The following is a 23642-nucleotide window of genomic DNA, read 5'->3' on the forward strand; positions in this document are numbered from 1 at the left end:
TGGATGTTAGGGGTGTTATTTGTCATACCCCTTCCTGCTCCTTCCCAAGGGAAGGAATCGCACGGTCCGAACGCTACACTAATCCACTTGCGCGCGATAACAACATTAAATACCTACTTCTATAACGGAAAAAGCCCTTGCTTTTCAGAAAGGGCTTTGATCGTATATTATATTTCAGAATTTAATGAATCCCCCTGAATAAGCGGCTCCAGCGGATCTTGTGAATGAAAGAAGCATTATCGTCCCAGCTCATCCAGATAAATAACGCCTTACCTACGATATGGTCTTCCGGCACAAAACCCCAGAAACGCGAGTCTAAAGAGTTATGACGGTTATCGCCCATCATCCAATAGTAGTTCATTTTAAAGGTATACTTATTGGTCTTCTGCCCGTTGATGGTGATATCTGCACCATTTACGGCTATCTTATTATTCTCATATACCTCAATTGCTCGGCGGTATAGCGGCAAGTTCAGGGTATCTAAAGTTACGGTCCAGCCTTTTTTAGGGATAATGATCGGGCCGTAGTTATCTACGTTCCATTTGTAACGTGCGTCATGCGGGAACACCTCCAGGTTGGTCACGCCCTTCAGCTCATTATTGGGTTTGATGGACTTAATATTAGAATAGGTTTTCAGCGTAGCTGCAGACTGTGCCGTCATATTCATAATATAATCGGTATTGGTCATCTGCTGAATGTCAGACAAATGGAGTTCGGTAGCAATTTCAGGATTGATCTCCATGCCATTGGTCTGCACCATGTACGAAGTCTGACCTGCTGGCGGGTTTGGTGCTGCTTTACCATTTACAAACACCTGCGCATCTGCAAGAGATAGCGTATCGCCGGGTGTACCCTGACATCGTTTGATGTAATTTTCACGCTTATCAACGGGGCGATAAAACGGCGAATCGGCCTCCATTGGGTAGTTAAATACCACTACGTCACCTTTTTTCACTTCACTTAATCCCGGCAAACGATAATAGGGCAGCTTGATACCGTCCCAGTATGCTTTTGTACCGATCAGCGGCATGGTGTGATGCGCAAATGGGAAAGCTACGGGTGTCATCGGTGTACGTGCGCCGTAGTTCACCTTACTTACAAACAAAAAATCGCCAACCAGCAGCGAGCTTTCCATTGAAGGTGTGGGGATGGTATACGCTTCAATAAATAGCGTACGGATTAAAGTAGCGGCAATTACGGCGAAAACAATGGCGTCCACCCATTCACGGGTAGCGCTCTTCTTTTTGCCTTCTTTATCTTTTCTTCTCCAGAATTTCCAGTTCATTTTTTACTTATTGGCGGGCAAGATAATTATTAAACGTTAAAGTTAAACATGTCCTGGGCCGAATAAAAGCCTTGCTTGCCCTGCAGCCACTCGGCAGCCAGTACCGCGCCAAGCGCAAAACCGTTACGGTTATGCGCAGTATGCTTAAACTCTATGCTATCAACCTCAGAATCATAAACTACGGTATGCGTGCCGGGTACGTTTTCAATCCTTAAGGATTCAATCAGCAGTTCATCTGGTTTTACGGTATAAGGCTCTTCGGCACCATCATTGGTAAGTACATTCTTCCAGCCTTTCTTATTCTCCAGGTTATCTAAAATCCCCTCGGCAATGGTAATTGCTGTACCACTTGGCGCGTCCAACTTTTGGGTATGGTGGATCTCTTCTACCTGCACCTCGTAATACGGGTAGCGGTTCATGATCTTCGCCAGCATTTTATTTACATGGAAGAAGATATTTACTCCCACACTAAAGTTTGATGCCCATAAAAATGCATTGCCGTTATCCAGGCATTGCTGCTTAATCTGCTCCATCTGTTCGTACCAACCGGTAGTACCTACCACCACCGGGACACCAGCCTCAAAACATTTCTGAATGTTAGCTAAAACAGAATGAGGCGTGCTGAACTCGATCACCACATCTGCCTGGCGCAAATTTTCGGGCGTCATTTCATGTTGGTTATCCTGATCAATGATCAGTACGATTTCATGCTTACGGTCAAGGGCCATCTTCTCGATGATCTTACCCATTTTGCCGTAACCAGATAAAGCGATTTTCATTTAGTGATAATTTTAAATTTCTTATTTAAGCGCCATGGTTATTCTAACGCCCGGTGTAAAGGTTCCGTAATTAAGTGCGTAAACGGGTTGCTGAATCAAATCAGGTGTAACCCGGATAGACAGGTTGTTATCTATGCTGTAGGAATGGATGAATTTCGCACTGATGTAAGCATGAACGCAATTAATTCCCCATACCCCAACAACACCTAAAATACTTAATTGAAAGTTACGCTGATTGGCGGCGGCGGCATCAAAAAACTGCTGGTAACCACCCGTGTAGTTCTTAAACTCTGCTGAGGCGGGCTGCCCAGATTGCTGCAAACGAGCTTCGTTAAGATATTTATGATAATAACGGTTGTTGAATTCTATTGCAAGGCCCAGCAGTACAAAGCCGGTATAATAAACCGGCACATAATACCATTCGCGGTTATAAACCTGCCCCCAACCCGGTAAGATCAGCGAGCGCATCACCGCTTTATGGGGGCTGTGGGTGCTATCCGGCTGAAAGCGCAGGTTACTTCTTTTAACTTTTGCCGTCGGCCGGAAAGGCTTAGACTTTAACGAATCACTTACCCTTGTCAGGCTGTCGCGGCGGTTCTTCGTAGTAACCGTATCTGCGCGTTGAGCGATAGCTTTAGTTTCAAGGGCAGCAAAAAGTAAACATAAAATCCAGGTGCGCATATTTACCAGTCCAGCATTTCTAAGATTCGGTGCAGGTCGTCAGGCGAGAGGAAAGGAATTTCGATTGCTCCTTTACCCTTATCATTCACCTTTATCTGCACGCGGGTACTGAATTTAGAAGCCAGATCGTCCTGTATCTTTTGCATCTGGAATGATAACCCTTCTGCAGGTTTCGCTTTTTTATCCTTTTTCTCTGACGCCTTTTGCAGGTCGCGCGCCAGTTCTTCTACCTTACGTACAGACAAACCCTGCTCGATAATCTGCTGGTGCAGATATAACTGCGCGGCGGGATCATTTATTGTGATCAGGGCTTTTGCATGCCCCATGCTGATCTGCCCGTCGCGGATTGAAGCTTGAATCGCAGGCGGCAACTTTAGTAAACGAAGATAATTGGTAACGGTCGAACGGTTTTTGCTTACACGCTCGCCCAGTTCGTCCTGCTTCAGATTACATTCGTCTATCATCCGCTGAAAACTTAGGGCCACCTCAATGGCATTCAGGTTTTCGCGCTGGATATTTTCTATCAGCGCCATTTCCAGCATCTGCTGGTCGTTCGCGGTACGCACGTAAGCCGGAATATTCTTTAAACCTGCCAGTTTAGACGCGCGTAACCGGCGCTCACCAGAGATCAGTTGGTAATGATGGTTACCTGCTTTACGAACAGTAATCGGCTGGATGAGCCCCTGCAAGCGTATAGATTCTGAAAGCTCTTTCAGCGCTTCCTCATCAAACTCTGTCCGCGGCTGAAACGGGTTTACTTCAATTTCATTAATATTAATTTCATAAATACCACTCGCTGGTGATGAAGAAGCATTGCTATCGCTCACCATCCCGTTAGATGTCTGCCTTGCCGGCATCACGTCTGCACTATCATTAAGCAGGGCGCTTAATCCTTTCCCTAAAGCCCTTTTTTTGTCTGCGCTCATTCTTTTCTTATACCGTTTCTGTAGTTACCGGGCTTCCTTCTTTAACAATGTTATTTTTGCGTAATATCTCGCGGGCCAGGTTTAAATAATTAATAGCGCCTTTGCTATTCGCATCGTGCATAATTACAGAGACACCAAAACTTGGTGCTTCGCTTAAACGGGTATTGCGCTGGATAATGGTTTCAAAAACAAGGTCTTCAAAGTGCGTACGCACTTCTTCTACCACCTGGTTAGAAAGGCGCAGGCGAACATCATACATCGTCAGCAAAATCCCTTCGATATCCAATTTGGTATTCAGACGGCTTTGCACAATTTTTATCGTATTTAGCAGCTTACCTAAGCCCTCTAATGCAAAGTACTCGCACTGTACCGGGATAATAACCGAGTTAGCAGCAGTAAGTGCATTAATGGTAATTAAACCAAGCGAAGGCGAACAATCGATAATGATAAAATCATACTCGGCATTTACTTTCTCCAGCACTTCCTTCATCTTGTACTCACGGCCTTCCAGGTTAATCATCTCAATCTCGGCACCTACCAGGTCTATGTGGGCCGGTAGCAGGTCGAGGTTGGGGGTATCAGTCTTCTGGATGGCCTCGTGCGGATCTACCTGGTTAATGATACATTCGTAAATGCTGTTTTTTATGGTACGCGGATCATACCCTATCCCCGAGGTAGAGTTGGCCTGCGGATCTGCATCGACCAATAAGGTTTTATATTCCAGTACAGCTAAACTTGCCGCAAGGTTAATAGAAGACGTGGTTTTACCTACACCGCCTTTTTGGTTGGCCAAAGCAATAATCTTACTCATTATCAATAATCAATTTAACTACAAACACACCGGGGAAGCTGGCAGAAATACAAATAAAATATTTATAATTTCGCTCTGTTTAAACCGGCGGCTAAGATACAAATTTAAACAATTAGCCCGTGATTCCGGTACTCTAACTTACAAACAATCCTTTAAATGATAACCATAGTTGCATCAACTAACAGGCCAGGAAGTTCAACGTTAAAAGTGGCCCGGTATTATCAGCGAAAGCTGGCAGAAAAGGGTGTGGAAGCAACACTGCTGTCGCTGATAGACCTTCCGCATGATGTAATTAAAACTGATATGTATGGTGCCCGCAGCGAAGCCTTTAAGCCGATCCAGAAATTAGTAACCGACACCGAAAAGTTCATTTTCATCATCCCTGAATATAACGGCAGCTTCCCCGGCGTGCTGAAAGTTTTTATAGATGCCTGCGATTTTCCGCAAAGTTTTTATGACAAGAAAGCCCTGCTTGTGGGCGTATCCTCGGGCAAATACGGCAACATCCGCGGGGTAGAACACTTTACCGGCGTTTGCAATTACATTAACCTACACGTACACCCTAACCGTATCCATATCCCGGCAGTGCATAAGGATTTAGACGCAGAGGGGAATTTCACGCAACCAGATACAACCAGGTTTGTAGACGAACAGCTGGAAAGATTTTTAAAGGTTTAAGGCTACCCCATGATTAAACGTTTCACTTTTTTAGCACTACTACTGGTAGTTAACCTTTTTGCATCAGCGCAAACGAAAGATACTACAGCTGACAAACAAACCCATACCCTCGGTACTGTAGAGGTGCGTGGCTACCTTGACCGTAGGCCGATGCTTAACGTTCCGGCTTCGGTCAGCGTGATCACCCAACAGCAAATTAAGCTTCAGCCAGAACTCTCGCTCGTAAGCACGCTGAATACGGTTGCAGGGGTACGTATGGAGGAACGCACACCCGGCAGCTACCGGCTTTCGATTAGGGGGAGCCTGCTTCGCTCGCCGTTTGGCGTACGTGATGTAAAGGTTTATGTGGACGAATTTCCTTTGACCGATGCTGGTGGAAATACTTATTTAAACACCATCGACTTTAATGCCGTTAAGGGATTGGAAATTCTTAAAGGGCCAGATGGCAGCCTGTTTGGCGCAAACTCTGGCGGTGTGGTTGTCATTAACGCCGTACCTCCAATTAAAGATAGCACCGGCTATAGCTTCGGGTTAAACGGCGGCTCGTACGGTTTGCTTCATCAGCAAGCTGCGGTTCAGCAAAAGTTCAATAATAACTTATTGAGCATTAACCAGGCCTTTCAAAGCTATGACGGCTACCGCGATCATAGCTATATGCGGCGCACTTACCTGCAAGTGGCCGACCAGTGGCAGTACCGGCCAAATAGCCAGTTAAAGTTTTTTAGCTTCTACAGCGATCTAAATTACCAGACCCCGGGCGGTTTAACGTTAGCCCAATACCGCAATAATCCGCAGGCATCGCGACCGGCAACGGCTACCCTGCCAAGCGCTATCCAGCAGAATATCGGTATATCTACCAAAATCCTTTACGGAGGCATTTCTAATTCCAGCCAGTTGAATAACCGACTGAAACATGTGATCAGTGTATTCGGAAACCATGTAGATTTCGCCAATCCGTTTATTACCAACTACGAACAGCGAAAAGAAAACAGCCTGGGCTTGCGCACCTACCTGGAATGGAATGCCGCAAAAGAAAACCCGTTAAATTGGAAAGTAAACGTGGGCTTAGAGTGGCAGAAAACGTATTCAGACATCAACAACTACGATAACCTGGCGGGTGTAAAAGGAAACCCGCAGACCCTGGATGAAGTTAACACCGATCAGCACGTTTTCTTTGCGCGGTACACGGCCACCATTTTGAAAAACCTGTATGCAGAGGCGGCGCTTAGCCTTAATTATTACAGCTATCGTTTCCAGAACAACTATCCTATCAGGCAGATCAATTTTACCAATCGTGATTTTTCGCCCGAATTGATGCCGCGTGTGGCACTATCGTACCAGATCACGCAGAATTTTATCTGGCGGACATCGGTTAGTCGCGGTTACTCTACCCCTACCACCGCAGAAGTGAGGCCCACAGACAATGTGATCAACACAGACCTGAACGCACAAACAGGCACCAATTATGAAACTGGTTTTCGCCTGCGTGACGCTTATGACCGCTTTTTATTTGATGCCTCTGTATTTTATTACCGGGTGAACGATGCCATTGTTCGCCAGCTTCACCCCGATGAAACGGAATACTACGTGAACGCCGGGACTACACGCCAGCCGGGATTTGAATTTTACGGCACGTACTGGGTGCTACCACAAAACAGTACCACTTTCATCCGGGGATTACAGTTAAACGAGGCTTTTACGTATAGCCCTTTTAAGTTTGGCAGTTATAACGTGGGCGGAAATAATTATAGCAATAACAGGCTGACGGGTGTACCACGCACCACCAGCATTAGCAGCGTGCAATTCTTATTCCCGGAACGGATAAGCACCTTTTTGCAATACAACTATACGGCTAAACTACCGCTTAACGATGCTAACAGCGCTTTTGCCTCCGGCTACCATCTTTTACAAGCCAAACTGATGTGGACTTGCTTGTCAGGTAAGAAATACCGGGTAGAGATTTATGTCGGCGGTGATAATTTATTGAATAGACATTATAGCCTGGGTAATGATTTAAATGCAGTTGGAAACCGGTATTATAATCCTGCACCGTTGCGGAATTATTACGCGGGTTTTAATGTGAGGTTTTAGGATTCCCAAATGGTGTCATCCCGAGAGTAGCGAGGGATCTTCTTCGCCTGATTACGTTTATTGTCATCAACGAATTCTTATTAAAGAAATAAGACGTTATTATAAAACACACCCCTAAACCCCTCTCAAGAGGGGAAATCAAACAAATCACACCCCAAACTTAATCCAGCCCTGGCCTTCGTAACCGAAAATAAACTGTTTAGGGTTAATTATCTCGGCCAGAATTTCTATGGAGTCTACAATGCGCGGGCCGGGGCGATTAAAATACTGGTTACCATCCGCAATGTAAACCCGGTTGTTTTTAACCGCCTGCAGATCGTTAAATCCGGGGAGGGCTAATAGCAGGTCAATTTCTTTAAGGGTACGTTCTACTGAAAAACCGCAAGGCATTACCACCAGCACTTCGGGGTCTGCCAACCGGATGTCGGTCCAATCTATATAAGGCGAGTGTTTACCTTCTTCGGCTAAAACCGGCTTTCCGCCTGCTATTTCCACCAAGCCCGGCACCCAGTTACCGGAAACCATCAGCGGATCCAGCCATTCGATACAAGCAACGGTCGGTTTTGCTTCAATAAACTTCAGCTTATGGCGGATCAGGTCTATGCGTTCGTTCAGGTCTTCCAGTAATTGCGCTCCGCGTTCGCTTACCCCTAATGCCGAGGCTACGGTTGTAATATCACTTAAAATGTCTGCCAGTTTTTGTGGTTGTAACGATATAATTTTTGAGTCTTTTCCTAAATCGTCACCCAATGCCTTTTCAACTTCGGGCAATGAAACGGCGCATACTTCGCACTGCGCCTGTGTAATCACCACATCAGGTTTTAAACTTTTAATTTCTTCACGGTCCACCTCATAAATCGATAACGCTTCGCTTAGCCGCTGCTTCACTTCACGATCTATATTGCCGCTGCTCATTTCGTTGCTTAACGTGGTATGTGTACAAACAGGCAAAAGCTTCACATCTTCCGGAAAATCGCACTCGTGCGAACGGCCGACAAGGCTTTCACGCAAACCAAGGGCACATACAATTTCAGTAGCAGCAGGTAGTAACGATATTATTTTCAGATCAGACATCGGGCGGTTGTAAATATTGCTGCAAAGAAAAGGCAAAAACAACTGATAAAAAATATTCTTTAATGAAAGATATAAAAGACTGATTAACTTTGAGCAGATGATCTTCCTAACCTTTTTTATAGGATTAATAGCCAACTTTATCGGCTACATCCCTCCAGGCAATATCAACCTTACGTTAGTTCAGATCACGATTAACCGCGGCATGAAGCATGCCCTGCAATTTATCATCGCATTTTCGAGCATCGAATTCTTTTTCACTTTCTTTATTATGAATGCAGCGCGGTGGTTGAACAAGCAAATCCATCTGGCGCTGATCATCGATATTGTAATGCTCCTGATGTTCACCATACTGGGAACCATTACCTGGCTTAAAAGAAATAAACCGCCCCAAAGTAATTATAGTAACCAGGATACCATTCGTTACGGGATTTTATTGGGCTTTATTAACCCCATGCAGATTCCGTTCTGGCTAATTGCAGGTACTTATGTCATCACCCACGAATGGATCCTGACCGGCAATATGGCTTTAGCTGTTTTCAGTTTGGGTTCTGCCGCCGGGGCTTTCCTTTGCTTGTTCCTGTACGCGCGGTTTGCCGCATATATCAAAAAGCGCTTTGCGCTAAGCACCCGGGTGATTAATATTTGTATCGCCATCTTATTTTTCTCATTTGCCGCTTACCATATTGGCAAGTTGATCTACCTGTTTTTCTTTAAGCCCCATTAATTTTTTATTTTTGCAGCATGTGTAAACGGGCAATCGCTGTTTTCTTAAGCACTTATTTCTTTTTGGCCAGTACCCTGCTGCCAAAAGGCGATTTTGCTTTAATGGCAGACTTGCACGATATGTACCAGCAGTACACCCGGATAGATGACCCCAAAGAAGTTGGCATTATTGACTTCGTGGTAGACTACCTGCTTAACGGAGAAGCGCTATCCGGCGGTGACATGTACAAAGGAAAACCCATTCCTTATCAAACCGTCCAGTTTCAGCACCAGGCCAACTTTGCCAACGTTATCCTGATACAGCATGGTTTTATAAAGCCAGCTGTAAAAATATTTGTTAAGAAACACCTGGTGGTTAACGACCGCTTTGCCCCCGAGCCTTTTACCCGCGAATTGCTGCGCCCCCCGGTAGCCTGCTGATAAAATCCCAGAAAGAACCGCTCTTGGCAGCGGATGTAATTAATTTATCAGTTTAATAGCTACTTAAAAATCCATGAAGAAATTTTTATGGCTAATGCTGTTGCTTTGCGGCAACGCAGCATTGGCGCAACATACTTTTACAGCCATCGTAACAGACAGCGCGACCCACGAAACTTTACCAGGCGTAAGCGCACGAATCAAAAACAGCTCTATCGGGGCAGCATCAGACGGGCAGGGCAAGTTAATCTTAAGGAATATCCCCACCGGCAGCCAGACCATCGTTTTCTCGTACACCGGTTATCAGCAAAAACAAATAACGCTCAGCTTCCCGCTGAAAGACCACGCAGCTTCCCAGGTTAAATTAGCTGCCGCACAGAATGCAATTGAAGAAGTGGTGGTTTCATCAACCCGTACCAATTCCAGAATTGAAGACCTGCCCATGAAGGTGGAGGTATTAGGGCAGGAGGAAATGGATGAAGAGAACCAGATCAAACCCGGCAACGTGGCCAGCATCCTGGGCGATCTTTCCGTTATCCACGTGCAGCAAACTTCGGCAACTACGGGTAATACTACCATCCGTATGCAGGGGCTGGATGGCCGGTACACCCAATTGCTCCGCGATGGCTTGCCCCTGTTTGATGGGTTTTCGGGTAATTTCGGCGTACTCTCTATCCCACCGTTAGATTTAAAACAGATCGAGATTATCAAAGGCTCATCGTCCACACTTTACGGCGGTGGTGCTATTGCGGGGTTGATCAACTTCATCTCGAAAACTCCTACCCCGCAGCGCGATCTTTCTTTCACACTTAATCATTCCAGCCTGAAAGAGAGTAACGTCAATGGCTATTTCGCGCAACGCTTCGGAAAATTCGGGCTGACCATGCTTGCCCAGCAGACAATACAAAACCAGGTGGACGTGAATAAAGATGGCTTTTCTGATGTCCCTAAGTTAAACTCAACGGTAATCCACCCGCGCTTTTTCTATTACATCAATGATAAAAGCAAGCTGGATGCAGGTTATGCCTTGAGTTATGAGAACCGGATCGGCGGAGATATGCAGGTGATCAATGGTAAAGCAGATAACATTCACCAGTATATCGAAAGCAACAAATCATACCGCAACACGGTAGATTTCCATTACCAGAACAATCCGGATAGCATTCACCACCTGAACGTAAAGGGCAGCGCCAGCAATTACAACCTGAACAGTAACGACGACGGCTTCCATTTCCATGGTAACCAGTTGCTGGATTACGCAGAGGTATCAGACCTGATGAACCTGAAGCATAACGACCTGATAACCGGCGTAAATTACACCGGTGAATACTTTCGTAAGAATGCCTCTGACCCTACCGCGATCAGCGATTATACTTATCACACCCTGGGTGCCTTTGTGCAGGACGGATTGCACGTGAACGAGAAATTACTGATAGAGGGAGGACTTCGGGCTGATCATCATAATACCTTTGGCTGGTTTGTGCTGCCGCGAATTGCCTTTTTATACAAGCCGGTAACCTCGCTGTCGATGCGTTTGAGTAGCGGGCTTGGCTATAAAGCACCAAACATTTTTATCCCTGAAACCTTAGCAGGCGGTTTTAGCAACTTGCTGCCGGTAACCAGCAATCTGAAAAGCGAGCGTTCATTCGGGGTTAACTTTGATGCAAATTACCACATGGTACTGAGTGATGAAGCCACACTGGACATTGATCAGGCCTTGTACTATACCCGTATCAATAATCCTTTGATCCCCGTACTTAGTTCTGGCGGATCGGTTAGTTTGAATAATGCGGCCTACCGCATTAACTCGGCCGGGACGGATACCTACGTCCGGCTAAAGATCGACGAGTTAGAGCTGTACCTGGGTTATAACCACACGGTTTCTAAACAGGCGCAAACTAATAAAACCATTTACCTGCCGTTTAGTCCGCAGAACAAAATAGCCGCTACAGTAGCTTATGAGATAGAAGGCAAATGGCGGTTTGGGGTAGAAGAAAGCTACGAAACAAATCAGTACATTTATGACAACCAGAAGGTGAAAAACTTCCTATTCTTCGCCGGAATGGTAGAACGTAAATTCGGCGAAAAGTTAAGCCTGGTACTTAACTGCGAGAACATCGGCGACTTCCGCCAGTCGCGGTATGAAAGCCTGTATACGGGTACCATCACCCACCCGGTTTTCAAACCTTTATGGGCGCCTATAGATGGCAGGGTATTTAACCTGGCGCTTCGTATTAAAATTTAAACGAGAATCTTTTAAGATTTTTATCATCACAGTAAGGAGGGCAATAGCTACTCCTTACTGTTGATATTCCATATTTTTTCTGCCTTACGGCCAATCAGCCAGAACGACGCCGCTAATATGGCAAAGAACAAAGCTTTGTTCGTATGTTCCCAGAAGTACTCGAAGTACTTGGTGTAAATAAAGATCAGCAAAAAGGTAATACCAAACTCCCTCGCGATGCTATCTTTCGTTTTCAAGCCATAAAGCAAAAATCCTCCCGCTACTACTGCTGAAATAATACCCCAATAAAACAGGCTGATCTGTTTTACCTTCCACCAGCTATCCATATTACCATAGTTGCCAAAAATGCTCAGCAACCACAGCGACAGGAACAGATAAAGCAAACCGCTTACGTAGGTTAATTCATAGAAGTACCCGAACCATTTTTTTTCTTTCAGCAGCCTGCACAGCACCACCAGCAACAGTCCGAATACCACAAAGCGCAGAGGATAATTCATCCCCAGGAAATAGTCGGCCCAGCGTGTCTGGTAACCTGTTTCGGTTCCAAACCAGCTTCCTAACGAGATCAGCGAGAATAACCAGATCAGGCGCGATTCAAGCCTCCAGGCCAGAACAGCATAAACAAAAACTGACAGCAGGAACAGCAGCGAGTAATGGCCAGAACCATTATCGAGCGATTTGCCCAGGTAGGCAATGCAACAGGCCGTAAACAATACACCAGTAAAAATTACTGCCTCATTACTAAATATCCTTTCCGGGTTCTTCCGTTTCAAACGTCTGCCCCAGATAAACAGCAGCACGGCGGCCGCGGCGGACAAAATACTGATCATTATATCCGGCGTGTAATACAGGTTCTGCAGCCATTTGATCACAGCATCGCTGGCAATCAAATAACAGAAAGAGGCACCGCCGCAAACCAGTGCTATCCAGAAAGAATACTTGGCTAAACGCATCCAGTCGAAACCCTTCACTTCGTACGACTGTCGCAACCGATCAGCCGTAGGTTGATCGATCAGTTGGTCGCGCTCCCAAACATTGATGGCTTTGTTTAAAAACTCGCTCTCTTGTTTATCCAGGTTTAGTTTGGCCATCTATAGTTGGAGGTAATAACTTTTAAGAAACTATTATAATCAAAGATATAACAGTTCTTAAGCTAAACAAGAAAATAGAAAAATGAGGTTGACGATTGATTTTATCAGCTTTGCCTGATCGACTAAATTATTCAGCCTGTCGAGATGGGTCTATGCTGATCTTTTTCAGGGCTTTATCTGTCGCTTTGTCCAGCTTTTTCTTTTTGGCATTTTTCAGCTTCTTCTGTTCAGCAGCAGCAGCTCTTAGTAGTGCGGTAGTGGTGTTGGCACGTTGGTAGTAACGGCAAAAATGGGTAAGCGGGCAAACCTCGCACTTCGGACGGCGCGCAAGGCAGATATAGCGGCCATGTAGAATCAGCCAATGGTGCGCTACTCCAAGCGTCTGCTTCGGCAAGTTTTCGATCAACTGTTTCTCTACCGCCAAAGGTGTTTTTGCATTAGTGGTTAAACCAATCCGGTTTGCCACTCTGAAAACGTGGGTATCTACGGCAATGGCCGGGATATCAAAAATAACGGAAACGATCACATTGGCAGTCTTCCGCCCGACACCGGGTAGCTTCACCAGTTCGGCATGCTCGGGAGGTACCTCACCGTTATATTTACCCATCAGCATTTGGGCCATGCCCACTAAATGCTTTGCTTTATTGTTAGGATAGCTAACGCTGCGGATGTAAGCAAACACTTCTTCTACCGATGCTTTCGAAAGCGATTCAGCATCAGGAAAACGCTCAAATAAAGCAGGCGTGATCTGGTTGATCCGCTTATCGGTACATTGCGCCGAAAGGATAACCGCCACCAGTAATTCAAACGGATTTGAATAATGGAGCTCTGTCACCGCATTAGGCTGGTGTTTAGAAAAGTAATCTACAAAAAGGCGGTAACGTTCCTGTTTAAGCATGTGCAAATATAGCAAGAGCCCACTATCTGTAGCGGGCTCCTGCTATTTCATTAACGCTTGCGCTTGGAGTAATTTAAGATGTTGTGGATAGTCTGCAAACTTGGTTTCACTTGCATTTTATCCAGATCTGTACGGATAGCATGATAGAACATCAATTCATCAGCATCCAGGTTTGCGGTAACACTCAATTTTTCCATTTCGCCCTGGTTATTGATTACAGTTAAAGTAGTTGTAGAAGTTTCACCCATACGCTGTTTTAGTTTGTTTATACTTCAAACGCAACCGCGAATAGATTATTTTAGAGAATAAAAAATTTCTCTAATTTTTCAGGCTCAACTCTTTAGTCTGCATCATTTTACGCAGGTTGTTCAGCGCGTAGCGCATACGGCCCAATGCGGTATTAATGCTCACATCGGTAATGTCTGCAATCTCTTTAAAACTAAGGTCGCCATAGTGACGCATAATCAACACTTCTTTCTGCTCCGCAGGTAAAAGGTGGATCAATGATTTCAGATCCTTATGCGTCTGCTCGCGTACCATTTTATCCTCGGTACTTTCGTCGTAATGGCCCAGCACTTCAAAAATATCAAAGTCTTCGCCATTGCTTACTAAAGGCGTACGTTTTTCGCGGCGGAAATGGTCAATAACCAGGTTATGCCCAATACGGGTGACCCATGGCAGGAACTTGCCTTCCTCGTTATATTTACCGGCTTTAAGGGTATTAATTACTTTGATAAAAGTATCCTGGAAAATATCTTCTGCCAGGTATTGGTCTTTTACCAGTAAATAAATTGAAGTATAAATTTTTGATTGATATCTGCGAATCAGCTCCACTAAACCGCTCTCTTCACCAGCAATATATAGATGGATTAATTCCTGATCACTTTTCGTTTGAAAATCCATAGAACTACTACTTTAAACTTAATTAAATAACAATAATGTGTTTAAGTAAAAGTTCTAATCTATAGGGGTTCCTCTTGTTTAATCCTTAATCGTATACCAAATATGGTAAATAAATCGTTTAGAAACAAATTATTTTAAAAATCTGTTATAACATATTTTGCCGTCCACGTTTGGATAATGCTAAATGTTTTAGGATTTTTGCACTTCCAAAAAGAGCAGATAGTTAATAGACTGTTTATCATCGTAATAGTTTAAGTTATTACGTGAACAAATGCAGCCTGTTTACGTCAATTTACAAATGAGCAACGCAACAGAACAAGATCCGCAACACCATATATTAATTAAGGGCGCTCGCGTACATAACCTTAAAAATATAGACGTAGCCATACCTAAAAATAAGCTGGTAGTCATCACCGGCATGTCTGGGTCTGGCAAGTCTTCATTGGCTTTTGATACCCTTTACGCCGAAGGCCAGCGTCGTTACGTAGAAAGCTTATCTTCCTACGCACGGCAGTTTTTAGGCCGGATGAACAAGCCCGATGTAGATTATATTCGCGGTATCGCTCCGGCTATTGCCATCGAGCAGAAGGTGATCACTTCTAACCCGCGTTCTACCGTAGGTACTTCAACAGAGATCTATGATTACCTGAAGCTGTTGTTCTCGCGTATTGGGCATACTATATCGCCGGTATCCGGCAGACGGGTAAAAAAAGATACCGTAACAGATGTCATCAACTTTCTGACCGGGCTTCCTGTAGAAACCCAGGCAACTATTTTATGCCCCTTACACCCGCATAATAACCGTTCTTTAAAAGAAGAGCTGGCAGTGTTGATGCAGAAGGGCTTCGTCCGCGTTGAATTTAACGGGCAGATGAACCGTATCGAAAGCATCCTTGAAGATGAGACCATAGAGAATAATTCCTTAACGGAAGACGATCAGTTGCGGATCATCGTCGACCGTTTGACTGTTAATACCGACGATGAAACATTAAGCCGCATGGGCGATTCCGTCCAGACTGCATTTTTTGAAGGCAAGGGCGATTGTTTTGTGCGCTACCGTCTTCCCGATGTAGACGAGGAAACCGAAGCATTCTTTTGTGACCGCTTCGAGCTGGACGGAATCCGTTTTGAAGAGCCATCGCCAAACTTCTTCAGCTTTAACAACCCTTATGGTGCTTGTAAGAAATGCGAAGGCTATGGCAAGGTAATCGGTATCGACGAAGACCTGGTGATTCCTGATAAAAGCAAGACTGTTTATGAAGGTGCGATTGCACCGTGGCGCAGCGAAAAGATGCGCGAATGGAACGACCAACTGGTAAAAAATGCCATTAAGTTCGACTTCCCCATCCATCGCCCTTATAGCCAGCTCACCGATAAGCAAAAAGACTTATTGTGGAAGGGAAACAAATACTTCCGCGGGCTTGACGAGTTCTTTAAAGAACTGGAAGAGCAGACTTATAAGATCCAATATCGGGTGATCCTGTCGCGGTATCGTGGCAAAACGACCTGCCCCGAGTGTAAGGGCAGCCGCTTGCGTAAAGATGCCAGTTATGTAAAGGTGAGTGAAAAGTCCATTACGGATATTGTACTGATGCCATTGGATAAAGCGCTTGATTTTTTCAAGAATCTTGACCTGAATGTGCACGACGAGAAGATTGCCCGCCGTTTACTGACAGAAATAACCAACCGCATCAGCTTTTTGAATGATGTTGGTTTGAGTTACCTCACCTTAAATCGCTTGTCTAACACCCTATCTGGTGGAGAATCGCAGCGCATCAACCTGGCAACCTCACTTGGCAGCAGCTTAGTTGGTTCTGTTTATGTACTGGACGAACCAAGTATTGGTCTGCACCCACGGGATACGCAGCGACTGATCACCGTATTGCGTTCGCTTCGAGATGTGGGTAATACGGTGTTAGTGGTGGAACACGAGGAAGAGATTATGCAGGCTGCAGACCACCTGATTGATATCGGACCGGCGGCAGGCACACACGGTGGCAACCTGATTTTTGCAGGCACTTATGATGAAATTATTGCCGACAATGAAAGCCTGACCGGCAAATACCTGAGCCGAAAAGAAGAGATTGCCATACCTGCCCACCGCCGCAAATGGCACGATAGCATTCTGATTAAAGGCGCCCGCGAAAATAACCTGAAGAATATTAACGTGAAGTTCCCGCTTGGTGTGCTTACTGCAGTTACCGGCGTGTCGGGATCGGGTAAAACCAGCCTGGTAAAACGCATACTCCACCCGGCCCTGCAAAAGGTATTGGGTAATTATACCGGCGAACAAACAGGCTCTTACGACGCTATTGAAGGCGATTACTCGAAGATAGAACAGGTAGAACTGGTGGATCAAAACCCTATCGGACGTTCTTCGCGCTCTAACCCGGTTACCTACGTAAAAGCCTGGGACGAGATCCGCAACCTATATGCTGCCCAACCTGGCGCCAAGGGGGCCGGATTAAAGCCGTCTGCTTTTTCCTTTAACGTAGAAGGCGGGCGTTGCGATGTTTGCCAGGGCGAAGGCGAGGTAAAGATTGAAATGCAGTTTATGGCGGATATCTTTCTGCCTTGCGAAGCGTGTAATGGTAAACGTTTTAAGCAGAATGTACTTGACGTAACTTACCAAGACAAAAACGTTTCTGATGTGTTAAATATGACCATTGATGATGCCGTTGAATTCTTTAAAAAAGAAGCAAAGATTATCAACAAGCTGAAACCACTGGTTGATGTGGGATTGGGCTATGTGCAGCTGGGCCAATCATCCAATACATTATCTGGCGGCGAAGCGCAGCGGATCAAATTAGCATCATTCCTGATCAAAGGGAATAATACCAGCAAAACGCTGTTCGTATTTGACGAACCGACCACCGGCTTACACTTTGAGGATATCAAAAAACTATTGAAATCCTTCGAAGCACTGATCGACCAGGGGAATACCATTATCGTGATTGAACACAACATGGATGTGATCAAATGTGCAGATTGGGTAATTGACATCGGCCCCGAAGGCGGCGATAACGGTGGGCAACTGGTTTTTGAAGGTGTCCCCGAAGATTTGGTTAAACAGAAGAAATCTTATACCGGGCAGTTTTTAAAAGAACGTCTGTCTAAATAACGGGCCTTTTGAATTCATAATTGCAGAGGAGTTAAAAAGGAGTTTATTGCAATTACGAATCTGTTTAAGCTTAGTCGTCAAGCGATGCAATCGCGCAACAGAGATAGAAGCGCATTCTTCAATTTTTTCACTTGCGCGCGACTGCATCGCGTGCAGAAAAAGTAAAGCGATTATATCGCTATTAGTACGTCTAACAAGCCGCCCTCTCCGGCGTAATTAGCAGCAGAACTGTACAAATAATGTTGCGGCTCGGCAACAATGTGCGCACGCACAGGGTTATGATGAATATAGTCCAACTTCTGTTGTAAAATAACTGCACTGTCACATTCTACCGCATGATAGCCGTCCTGCCAAACCTTGTAATCCTGAAAACGCTTGTTATAGCTCGCATGAAAAGAAAAGGCATTCAGAAGCCATGCTTTACGGCTCTCATTTTCATTTTGAATTGCTTCGGTAATTTTCTTGCTGGTATACTTTTTAAAATCTCTAATGATGTCAGATAATGCGTAGTGCCCTTTGGCGGACACGAGTAAATGAAGATGATTGCTCATCAAACAAAAAGCGTATAAATTCAATCCTTTATTCTTACAACAGAAGTCTAACGAATCAATGATGATTTGTTTATATAGCGGACGCGTGAAGATATCAATCCAATCAATGATGGTAAACGTCACGAAGTATATCTCTTCGGGCTTCCTGGCTTTGTATTGGTGCGACAATGTTTGAAGTTTTATTGAAGGTAACAATAAAATTGTAAGGCTTAGTCGTCACGCGATGCAATCGCGCGACAGAGATAGAAAAAATATAACTACCCACTTGCGCGCGATTCCATCGCGTGCAGAAGTAGACACGCGTTTTAAACGAAAAAAAACTCTATCTAACAATAAAATTGTTCAACTTAGCCGTCACGCGATTCGATCGCATGGCAAAAAAAATCCAACCATTTCACTTGCGCGCGATTGCATCGCGTGCAGAAGTAGACACGCGTTTAAAACGCTGAAATCCTAATCGTTAATTTAACAATAAAATTTGTTCAGCTTAGTCGTCACGCGATACAATCGCGCGACAGAGATATAGAAGCGCATTCTTCAATTTTTTCACTTGCGCGCGATTGCATCGCGTGCAGAAGTAGACACGCGTTTAAAACGCTGAAATCCTAACCGTTAATTTAACAATAAAATTTTTCAACTTAGTCGTCACGCGATGCAGTCGCGCGATAGAAATATGAGGTCATAATAAAACAAGAACGCCCTTGCAAAAGCAAGGGCGTTCAGTATATCAATCCGGATAACCGGGATTTAATTAAGCTTGTTGCTTGCGGATGATGTTTAACGCACCACCTGCTTTAAACCACTCAATTTGTTGTGCATTGTAAGTATGGTTAACCGCAAAAGAGTCTGTAGAACCATCTTTATGGTTCAGGGTAACACCTAATTGTTTACCCGGAGCAAAGGTGGTAAGACCAGTAATGTCAATTACATCATCCTCCTGAACCTTCTCATAGTCAGCCGGATCAGCAAAAGTGATGGCCAGCATACCTTGTTTTTTCAGGTTGGTTTCGTGGATACGGGCAAATGATTTTACCAGGATCGCACGAACACCTAAGTGACGTGGCTCCATCGCTGCGTGCTCGCGTGATGAACCTTCACCATAGTTCTCGTCACCAACTACAACTGAACCGATGCCAGCTGCTTTATAATCGCGTTGGGTAGCCGGAACCGGACCATACTCACCTGTTAATTGGTTCTTAACAGAATCTGCTGTATTGTTAAAATAGTTGATCGCACCGATCAGCATGTTGTTACTGATATTATCCAGGTGACCACGGAATTTCAACCATGGGCCAGCCATAGAAATATGGTCGGTAGTACACTTGCCCTTAGCTTTAATTAACAGTTTTAAACCGCTAAGGTCTGTGCCCTCCCAAGCCGGGAATGGTTCTAACAGTTGCAAGCGTGATGAAGTAGGGCTAACCTGTACAGTTACGCTGCTGCCATCTTCAGCCGGTGCCTGGTAACCTGCATCTTCCACAGCGAAACCTTTTACCGGCAATTCAATGCCCAGTGGCTCTTCCAGTTTAACCTGCTCGCCGTTCTCGTTAGTTAGCGTATCCACCAGCGGATTGAAAGTCAGATCACCTGCAATAGCAAACGCAGTAACAATCTCCGGAGAAGCTACGAAAGCGTGAGTATTAGGGTTACCGTCCTGACGTTTTGCGAAGTTACGGTTGAACGAAGTAATGATTGAGTTTTTGCGGGTAGGATCATCTGTATGACGAGACCATTGACCGATACAAGGACCGCAAGCGTTAGCTAATACCACACCACCGATCTCTTCGAAGGTTTTTAAATAACCATCACGCTCAACAGTGTAACGTACCTGCTCTGAACCCGGGGTTACAGTATACTCTGCCTTTGTTTTTAGCTTTTTATCGATTGCCTGTTGTGCAACAGAAGCAGCACGGGTTATATCCTCATAAGAAGAGTTGGTACAAGAACCGATCAAACCAACTTCAAGCGTAGTTGGCCAGCCGTTTTCTTTAACCGCGGTAGCAAATTTAGAGATTGGCCATGCCAGATCCGGAGTGAACGGACCGTTTACGTGTGGTTCTAACTCGCTCAGGTTAATTTCAATTACCTGGTCGAAGTATTGCTCAGGGTTTGCGTAAACTTCTGCGTCGCCGGTTAAATGTTCTTTAATCGCATCGGCCATATCCGCAATATCAGCACGTTGGGTACCGCGCAGGTAACCCGCTGCTTTCTCGTCGTAACCGAAGATAGAAGTAGTTGCACCAATTTCTGCCCCCATGTTACAGATGGTAGCTTTACCCGTAGCCGACATTGAGTTAGCGCCTTCGCCGAAATATTCTACAATGTAACCGGTACCACCTTTTACAGTAAGGATACCTGCAACACGCAGGATAACGTCTTTCGCTGAAGTCCAGCCAGACATTTTACCAGTCAGTTTCACACCTAACAATTTAGGGAATTTAAGCTCCCATGGTAAACCGGCCATTACGTCGCAAGCATCAGCACCACCAACACCAATGGCAACCATACCCAAACCACCTGCGTTAGGTGTGTGTGAGTCGGTACCAATCATCATACCACCCGGGAAAGCGTAGTTCTCTAACACTACCTGGTGAATGATACCTGCACCCGGTTTCCAGAACCCGATGCCATATTTATCAGAAACAGATGAAAGGAAGTCGTAAACTTCTTTGTTGATATCCTTAGCAGTAGACAAATCCTGATCGGCACCAATCTTAGCCTGGATCAGGTGATCACAGTGTACGGTAGAAGGAACGGCAACCTGCGGACGACCAGCCTGCATAAATTGCAGCAACGCCATCTGCGCGGTAGCATCCTGCATAGCCACGCGGTCTGGTGCAAAATCTACATAGTCAACGCCACGCTGAAAAGCCTGCTGCGCATTGCCTTCAGATAAGTGAGCGTATAAAATTTTCTCAGTCAATGTTAAAGGTTTTCCGGTCGCTTTACGGGCAGCCTCTATACGGCTCGCGTAGCGGTCGTAAACCTTCTTAATCATGTCTAAATCAAAAGCCATTGTATTTGATTTTTAAAAGTGAAAAGTAAAACCTGACGTCTTACCCCCTAAAAGGGCTCAACGCGGCGAATGTACGAAATTTAACAGCTAAATGGTAGGGACGGTTTCCCGAAATGTTATTTAGATATGTTATAAATTACCTGAGAGTGACCGCATTGGGCGGTAAAGCAAACAGGGCGCTTGTTAGGGCGCCCTGCTATTAAATTCGTCTTAAATTACTTCGAGATTGTGCCCCGTCAGATAGATGACAATGATAATCCCCCCTACCAGGATCCGGTAAAAACCAAACAGCCTGAAGCCTTTCTTTTCCAGAAAAGTAATGAAAGTTTTGATCGCCAGCATGGCTACGATAAACGCAATCACATTGCCTACGGCCAACAATTTAATTTCCTCCCCGGTGAATTTGTGGCCTTCTTTGTAGAAATCATACAACTTCTTAGCAGTGGCAGCAAACATGGTTGGAACTGCCAGGAAAAATGAAAATTCGGCAGCTGCCGTGCGGCTCAGCTTTTGCGACATACCGCCCACGATTGTAGCAGCAGAACGAGACACACCAGGGATCATGGCGATGCATTGGAAAAAGCCGATCTTCAACGCCGTAGGCAGACTGATCTGCTCTTCCTTTTCTACACGCGGATTGTTAAACCACTTATCAACGAACAGCAATATGATACCACCTACAAATAAAGTGATACCAACTGTCAATGCACTTTCTAACAGCGCATCTATCCTCTTCGCTAACAGCAAACCAAAAATAGCGGCAGGGATAAAGGCAACAATCAGTTTAATGTAGAAGTTAACCGAACGGAAAAAGCGTTTGTAATACAGAACGATCACCGAAAGGATAGCGCCTAACTGAATGGCTATAGTGAATAGCTTTACAAAAGGATCATTAGCAATACCCATTGCAGAAGACGCAATAATCATATGCCCGGTAGAAGATACCGGTAAAAATTCTGTCAATCCTTCAATAATTGCCAGAATAATCACGTGAATTAAATTCATGCTTTGGTAGCCGGCTTCTTAAATATCGAGTAAAAACCTAAACCAAAGCCAGCAAGCACCACTATCGGCGCAACTACAATTTTAGTATTGCTATAGATATCTGTATTACCGCTCATCAACACAAAACCCAAAGCTACCACCACTACGCTAACAGCCAGTAAAGTGTAATTACTTTTATCGAAAATAAAATTCACCGGGGCCTGCTCGGCAGGGCTTGTTGTTCTGGAAGCCGTAGTCGGCCTTACATATTTTTGTGCCATAGTTATTATCTGTATAGATCGTATATTTTTAAACGTAAGAAACGGTTAACCGCAAGGAAGGTACTGAAGCCGGAGATAAATACCCCCAGCCCTATCACCACCAGGAACACCACCGCAAACTCTTTGTAGTTCTGTAGTATCACCAGATCCGGGATCTGCCTTACAGCCAGGTACAAAGTACCCACCAGGATAATGATAGCAATTAATGCCCCAAGCAGCCCATGCCAGATGCCATATAACAGGAACGGCTTGCGGATGAATGATTTGGTAGCGCCTACCAATTGCATCGACTTGATCAGGAAGCGTTGGGAATAGATCGCCAGCCTGATGGTGTTATTGATCAATGCGACGGAAACCACCACAAATATCCCGGCAAACACCAGGATTACCAGTGTGATTGCCCCCAGGTTCTGGTTCATTTTTTCTACCAGGGGAGCCTGGTAATTCACTTCCTTAATCAGCGGGTTTTTAAGCAGGTCTGCCTTGAATTTCGCAATGTCATTATTATTAGCATAATCAGCCTTTAAGTAAACATCGATTGATTCAGACAGTGGGTTAACCCCCAGAAACTTAATAAAATCTTCCCCAAGATCCTTTTGCAACTTCCGCGCAGCCAGCTCTTTACTAACATACTGGGTTTGTTTCACCCAGGGGTTAGCATCCAGTTGTTTCTGCAATTGCAGCACGTCCGCTTCGCGGGTTGTCTCGTCCACGTACACGTTCACCACGATATTCTCTTTCACATAACGCGACAGGTTATTAGCGTGAACCAGTATCAGCCCAAGTAAACCAACCATTAACAGCACCATAGCTACACCGAAAACGGTGGAAATGTAAATGGTTTTTACCTTCTTTGCTGACGAACTGGTTTCAAATTCTTCCATAATGCACGGTTAAGCTGCAAAAATAAGATTATGGTGTTAAAGGTAAAACTTTATCCCGGCAATAATAAGGCAATAAAATCTGCCTGCCGAACTTTTAACAAAATTTAACGGGATTCCAGTTGGTCATCGGGTCATTGGTTCATTAGTCATTAGTCATTAGTCATTAGTCATTAGTCTACAAACAATCTGGTTTTGATGCAGGT

Annotated in this window: 21 protein-coding genes; 6 read left to right on the top strand and 15 right to left on the bottom strand. The window is 44.9% G+C overall.

Translation table 11 applies throughout. The features are described 5' to 3' along the window. Positions 1 to 181: 181 nt before the first annotated feature. Genes lepB through MUY27_RS19465 form a run of 5 tightly spaced genes read right to left on the bottom strand, consistent with a single transcriptional unit; the run spans position 182 to position 4482 of the window. Entirely contained in the window at positions 182 to 1285 is a 1104-nt protein-coding gene (lepB, locus tag MUY27_RS19445) for a signal peptidase I (RefSeq protein ID WP_245132943.1), read from the bottom strand. A 29-nt stretch (positions 1286 to 1314) separates the two neighbouring features. Then, the gene (dapB, locus tag MUY27_RS19450) at positions 1315 to 2064 is read right to left on the bottom strand and encodes a 4-hydroxy-tetrahydrodipicolinate reductase (RefSeq protein WP_245132948.1); all 750 of its coding nucleotides are present in this window, start codon (positions 2062 to 2064) and stop codon (positions 1315 to 1317) included. Positions 2065 to 2085: 21 nt separating this feature from the next. Continuing rightward, a complete protein-coding gene (locus MUY27_RS19455) occupies positions 2086 to 2745 on the bottom strand; it encodes a DUF5683 domain-containing protein (RefSeq protein ID WP_245132950.1) in 660 nt (219 codons plus the stop codon). A gap of 2 nt (positions 2746 to 2747) precedes the next feature. Then, positions 2748 to 3671 carry a ParB/RepB/Spo0J family partition protein gene (locus MUY27_RS19460; protein ID WP_245132951.1) on the bottom strand — a complete coding sequence of 308 codons (924 nt, stop codon included), beginning with the start codon at positions 3669 to 3671 and terminating at the stop codon, positions 2748 to 2750. Between the two features lie 7 nt (positions 3672 to 3678). Continuing rightward, positions 3679 to 4482, bottom strand: coding sequence for a ParA family protein (locus MUY27_RS19465; protein ID WP_245132953.1), 804 nt, complete (start codon positions 4480 to 4482; stop codon positions 3679 to 3681). 156 nt (positions 4483 to 4638) lie between these two features. On the opposite strand from MUY27_RS19465, the gene MUY27_RS19470 reads away from it, so the two are divergent. After that, the gene (locus MUY27_RS19470; RefSeq protein WP_245132955.1) at positions 4639 to 5160 is read left to right on the top strand and encodes an NADPH-dependent FMN reductase; all 522 of its coding nucleotides are present in this window, start codon (positions 4639 to 4641) and stop codon (positions 5158 to 5160) included. 9 nt (positions 5161 to 5169) lie between these two features. After that, complete coding sequence (locus MUY27_RS19475) at positions 5170 to 7251, top strand: TonB-dependent receptor (RefSeq protein WP_245132957.1); 2082 nt, start codon at positions 5170 to 5172, stop codon at positions 7249 to 7251. Between the two features lie 147 nt (positions 7252 to 7398). Here the strand turns inward: MUY27_RS19475 and MUY27_RS19480 are convergent, their stop codons facing one another. Next, complete coding sequence (locus MUY27_RS19480) at positions 7399 to 8325, bottom strand: cobalamin-binding protein (protein ID WP_245132959.1); 927 nt, start codon at positions 8323 to 8325, stop codon at positions 7399 to 7401. Between the two features lie 97 nt (positions 8326 to 8422). Between MUY27_RS19480 and MUY27_RS19485 the strand changes: the two genes are divergently transcribed. From MUY27_RS19485 to MUY27_RS19495, 3 genes are all read left to right on the top strand, one after another. Then, positions 8423 to 9049, top strand: a complete 627-nt coding sequence (locus tag MUY27_RS19485; RefSeq protein WP_245132960.1) for a LysE family transporter — start codon at positions 8423 to 8425, stop codon at positions 9047 to 9049. A 17-nt stretch (positions 9050 to 9066) separates the two neighbouring features. Beyond that, positions 9067 to 9468 (top strand): hypothetical protein, encoded by a 402-nt coding sequence (locus MUY27_RS19490; RefSeq protein WP_245132962.1) that lies wholly within the window; start codon positions 9067 to 9069, stop codon positions 9466 to 9468. 73 nt (positions 9469 to 9541) lie between these two features. Continuing rightward, a complete protein-coding gene (locus MUY27_RS19495; protein ID WP_245132965.1) occupies positions 9542 to 11710 on the top strand; it encodes a TonB-dependent receptor in 2169 nt (722 codons plus the stop codon). A gap of 47 nt (positions 11711 to 11757) precedes the next feature. Here MUY27_RS19495 and MUY27_RS19500 read toward each other — a convergent pair whose 3' ends face one another. The 4 genes from MUY27_RS19500 to MUY27_RS19515 form a co-directional block, all read right to left on the bottom strand. Next, complete coding sequence (locus MUY27_RS19500; RefSeq protein ID WP_245132966.1) at positions 11758 to 12801, bottom strand: DUF2157 domain-containing protein; 1044 nt, start codon at positions 12799 to 12801, stop codon at positions 11758 to 11760. 127 nt (positions 12802 to 12928) lie between these two features. Further along, entirely contained in the window at positions 12929 to 13699 is a 771-nt protein-coding gene (nth, locus tag MUY27_RS19505; protein ID WP_245132968.1) for an endonuclease III, read from the bottom strand. 50 nt (positions 13700 to 13749) lie between these two features. Next, positions 13750 to 13947 (bottom strand): hypothetical protein, encoded by a 198-nt coding sequence (locus tag MUY27_RS19510; RefSeq protein WP_245132970.1) that lies wholly within the window; start codon positions 13945 to 13947, stop codon positions 13750 to 13752. Positions 13948 to 14017: 70 nt separating this feature from the next. Further along, entirely contained in the window at positions 14018 to 14602 is a 585-nt protein-coding gene (locus MUY27_RS19515; protein WP_245132973.1) for an RNA polymerase sigma factor, read from the bottom strand. 298 nt (positions 14603 to 14900) lie between these two features. Between MUY27_RS19515 and uvrA the strand changes: the two genes are divergently transcribed. Further along, positions 14901 to 17723, top strand: coding sequence for an excinuclease ABC subunit UvrA (gene uvrA, locus MUY27_RS19520; RefSeq protein WP_245132974.1), 2823 nt, complete (start codon positions 14901 to 14903; stop codon positions 17721 to 17723). Positions 17724 to 17893: 170 nt separating this feature from the next. On the opposite strand, the gene MUY27_RS19525 is transcribed toward uvrA, so the two are convergent. The 5 genes from MUY27_RS19525 to MUY27_RS19545 all read right to left on the bottom strand — a co-directional run bounded on the left by MUY27_RS19525 (position 17894) and on the right by MUY27_RS19545 (position 23439). Next, complete coding sequence (locus MUY27_RS19525; RefSeq protein WP_420846912.1) at positions 17894 to 18469, bottom strand: REP-associated tyrosine transposase; 576 nt, start codon at positions 18467 to 18469, stop codon at positions 17894 to 17896. A gap of 556 nt (positions 18470 to 19025) precedes the next feature. Beyond that, positions 19026 to 21290: an aconitate hydratase gene (locus tag MUY27_RS19530; RefSeq protein WP_245132976.1), complete on the bottom strand. Its 2265-nt coding sequence runs from the start codon at positions 21288 to 21290 to the stop codon at positions 19026 to 19028. Positions 21291 to 21500: 210 nt separating this feature from the next. After that, positions 21501 to 22295 (bottom strand): undecaprenyl-diphosphate phosphatase, encoded by a 795-nt coding sequence (locus MUY27_RS19535; RefSeq protein WP_245132978.1) that lies wholly within the window; start codon positions 22293 to 22295, stop codon positions 21501 to 21503. Beyond that, positions 22292 to 22555, bottom strand: a complete 264-nt coding sequence (locus MUY27_RS19540; protein ID WP_245132980.1) for a DUF3098 domain-containing protein — start codon at positions 22553 to 22555, stop codon at positions 22292 to 22294. Before MUY27_RS19540 ends, MUY27_RS19535 begins: the two co-directional genes overlap by 4 nt. A 5-nt stretch (positions 22556 to 22560) precedes the next feature. Further along, a complete protein-coding gene (locus MUY27_RS19545; protein WP_245132982.1) occupies positions 22561 to 23439 on the bottom strand; it encodes a cell division protein FtsX in 879 nt (292 codons plus the stop codon). Positions 23440 to 23642 lie beyond the last annotated feature (203 nt).

The sequence above is a fragment of the Mucilaginibacter straminoryzae genome, assembly GCF_022953055.1.
Classification (GTDB): Bacteria; Bacteroidota; Bacteroidia; order Sphingobacteriales; family Sphingobacteriaceae; genus Mucilaginibacter; species Mucilaginibacter straminoryzae.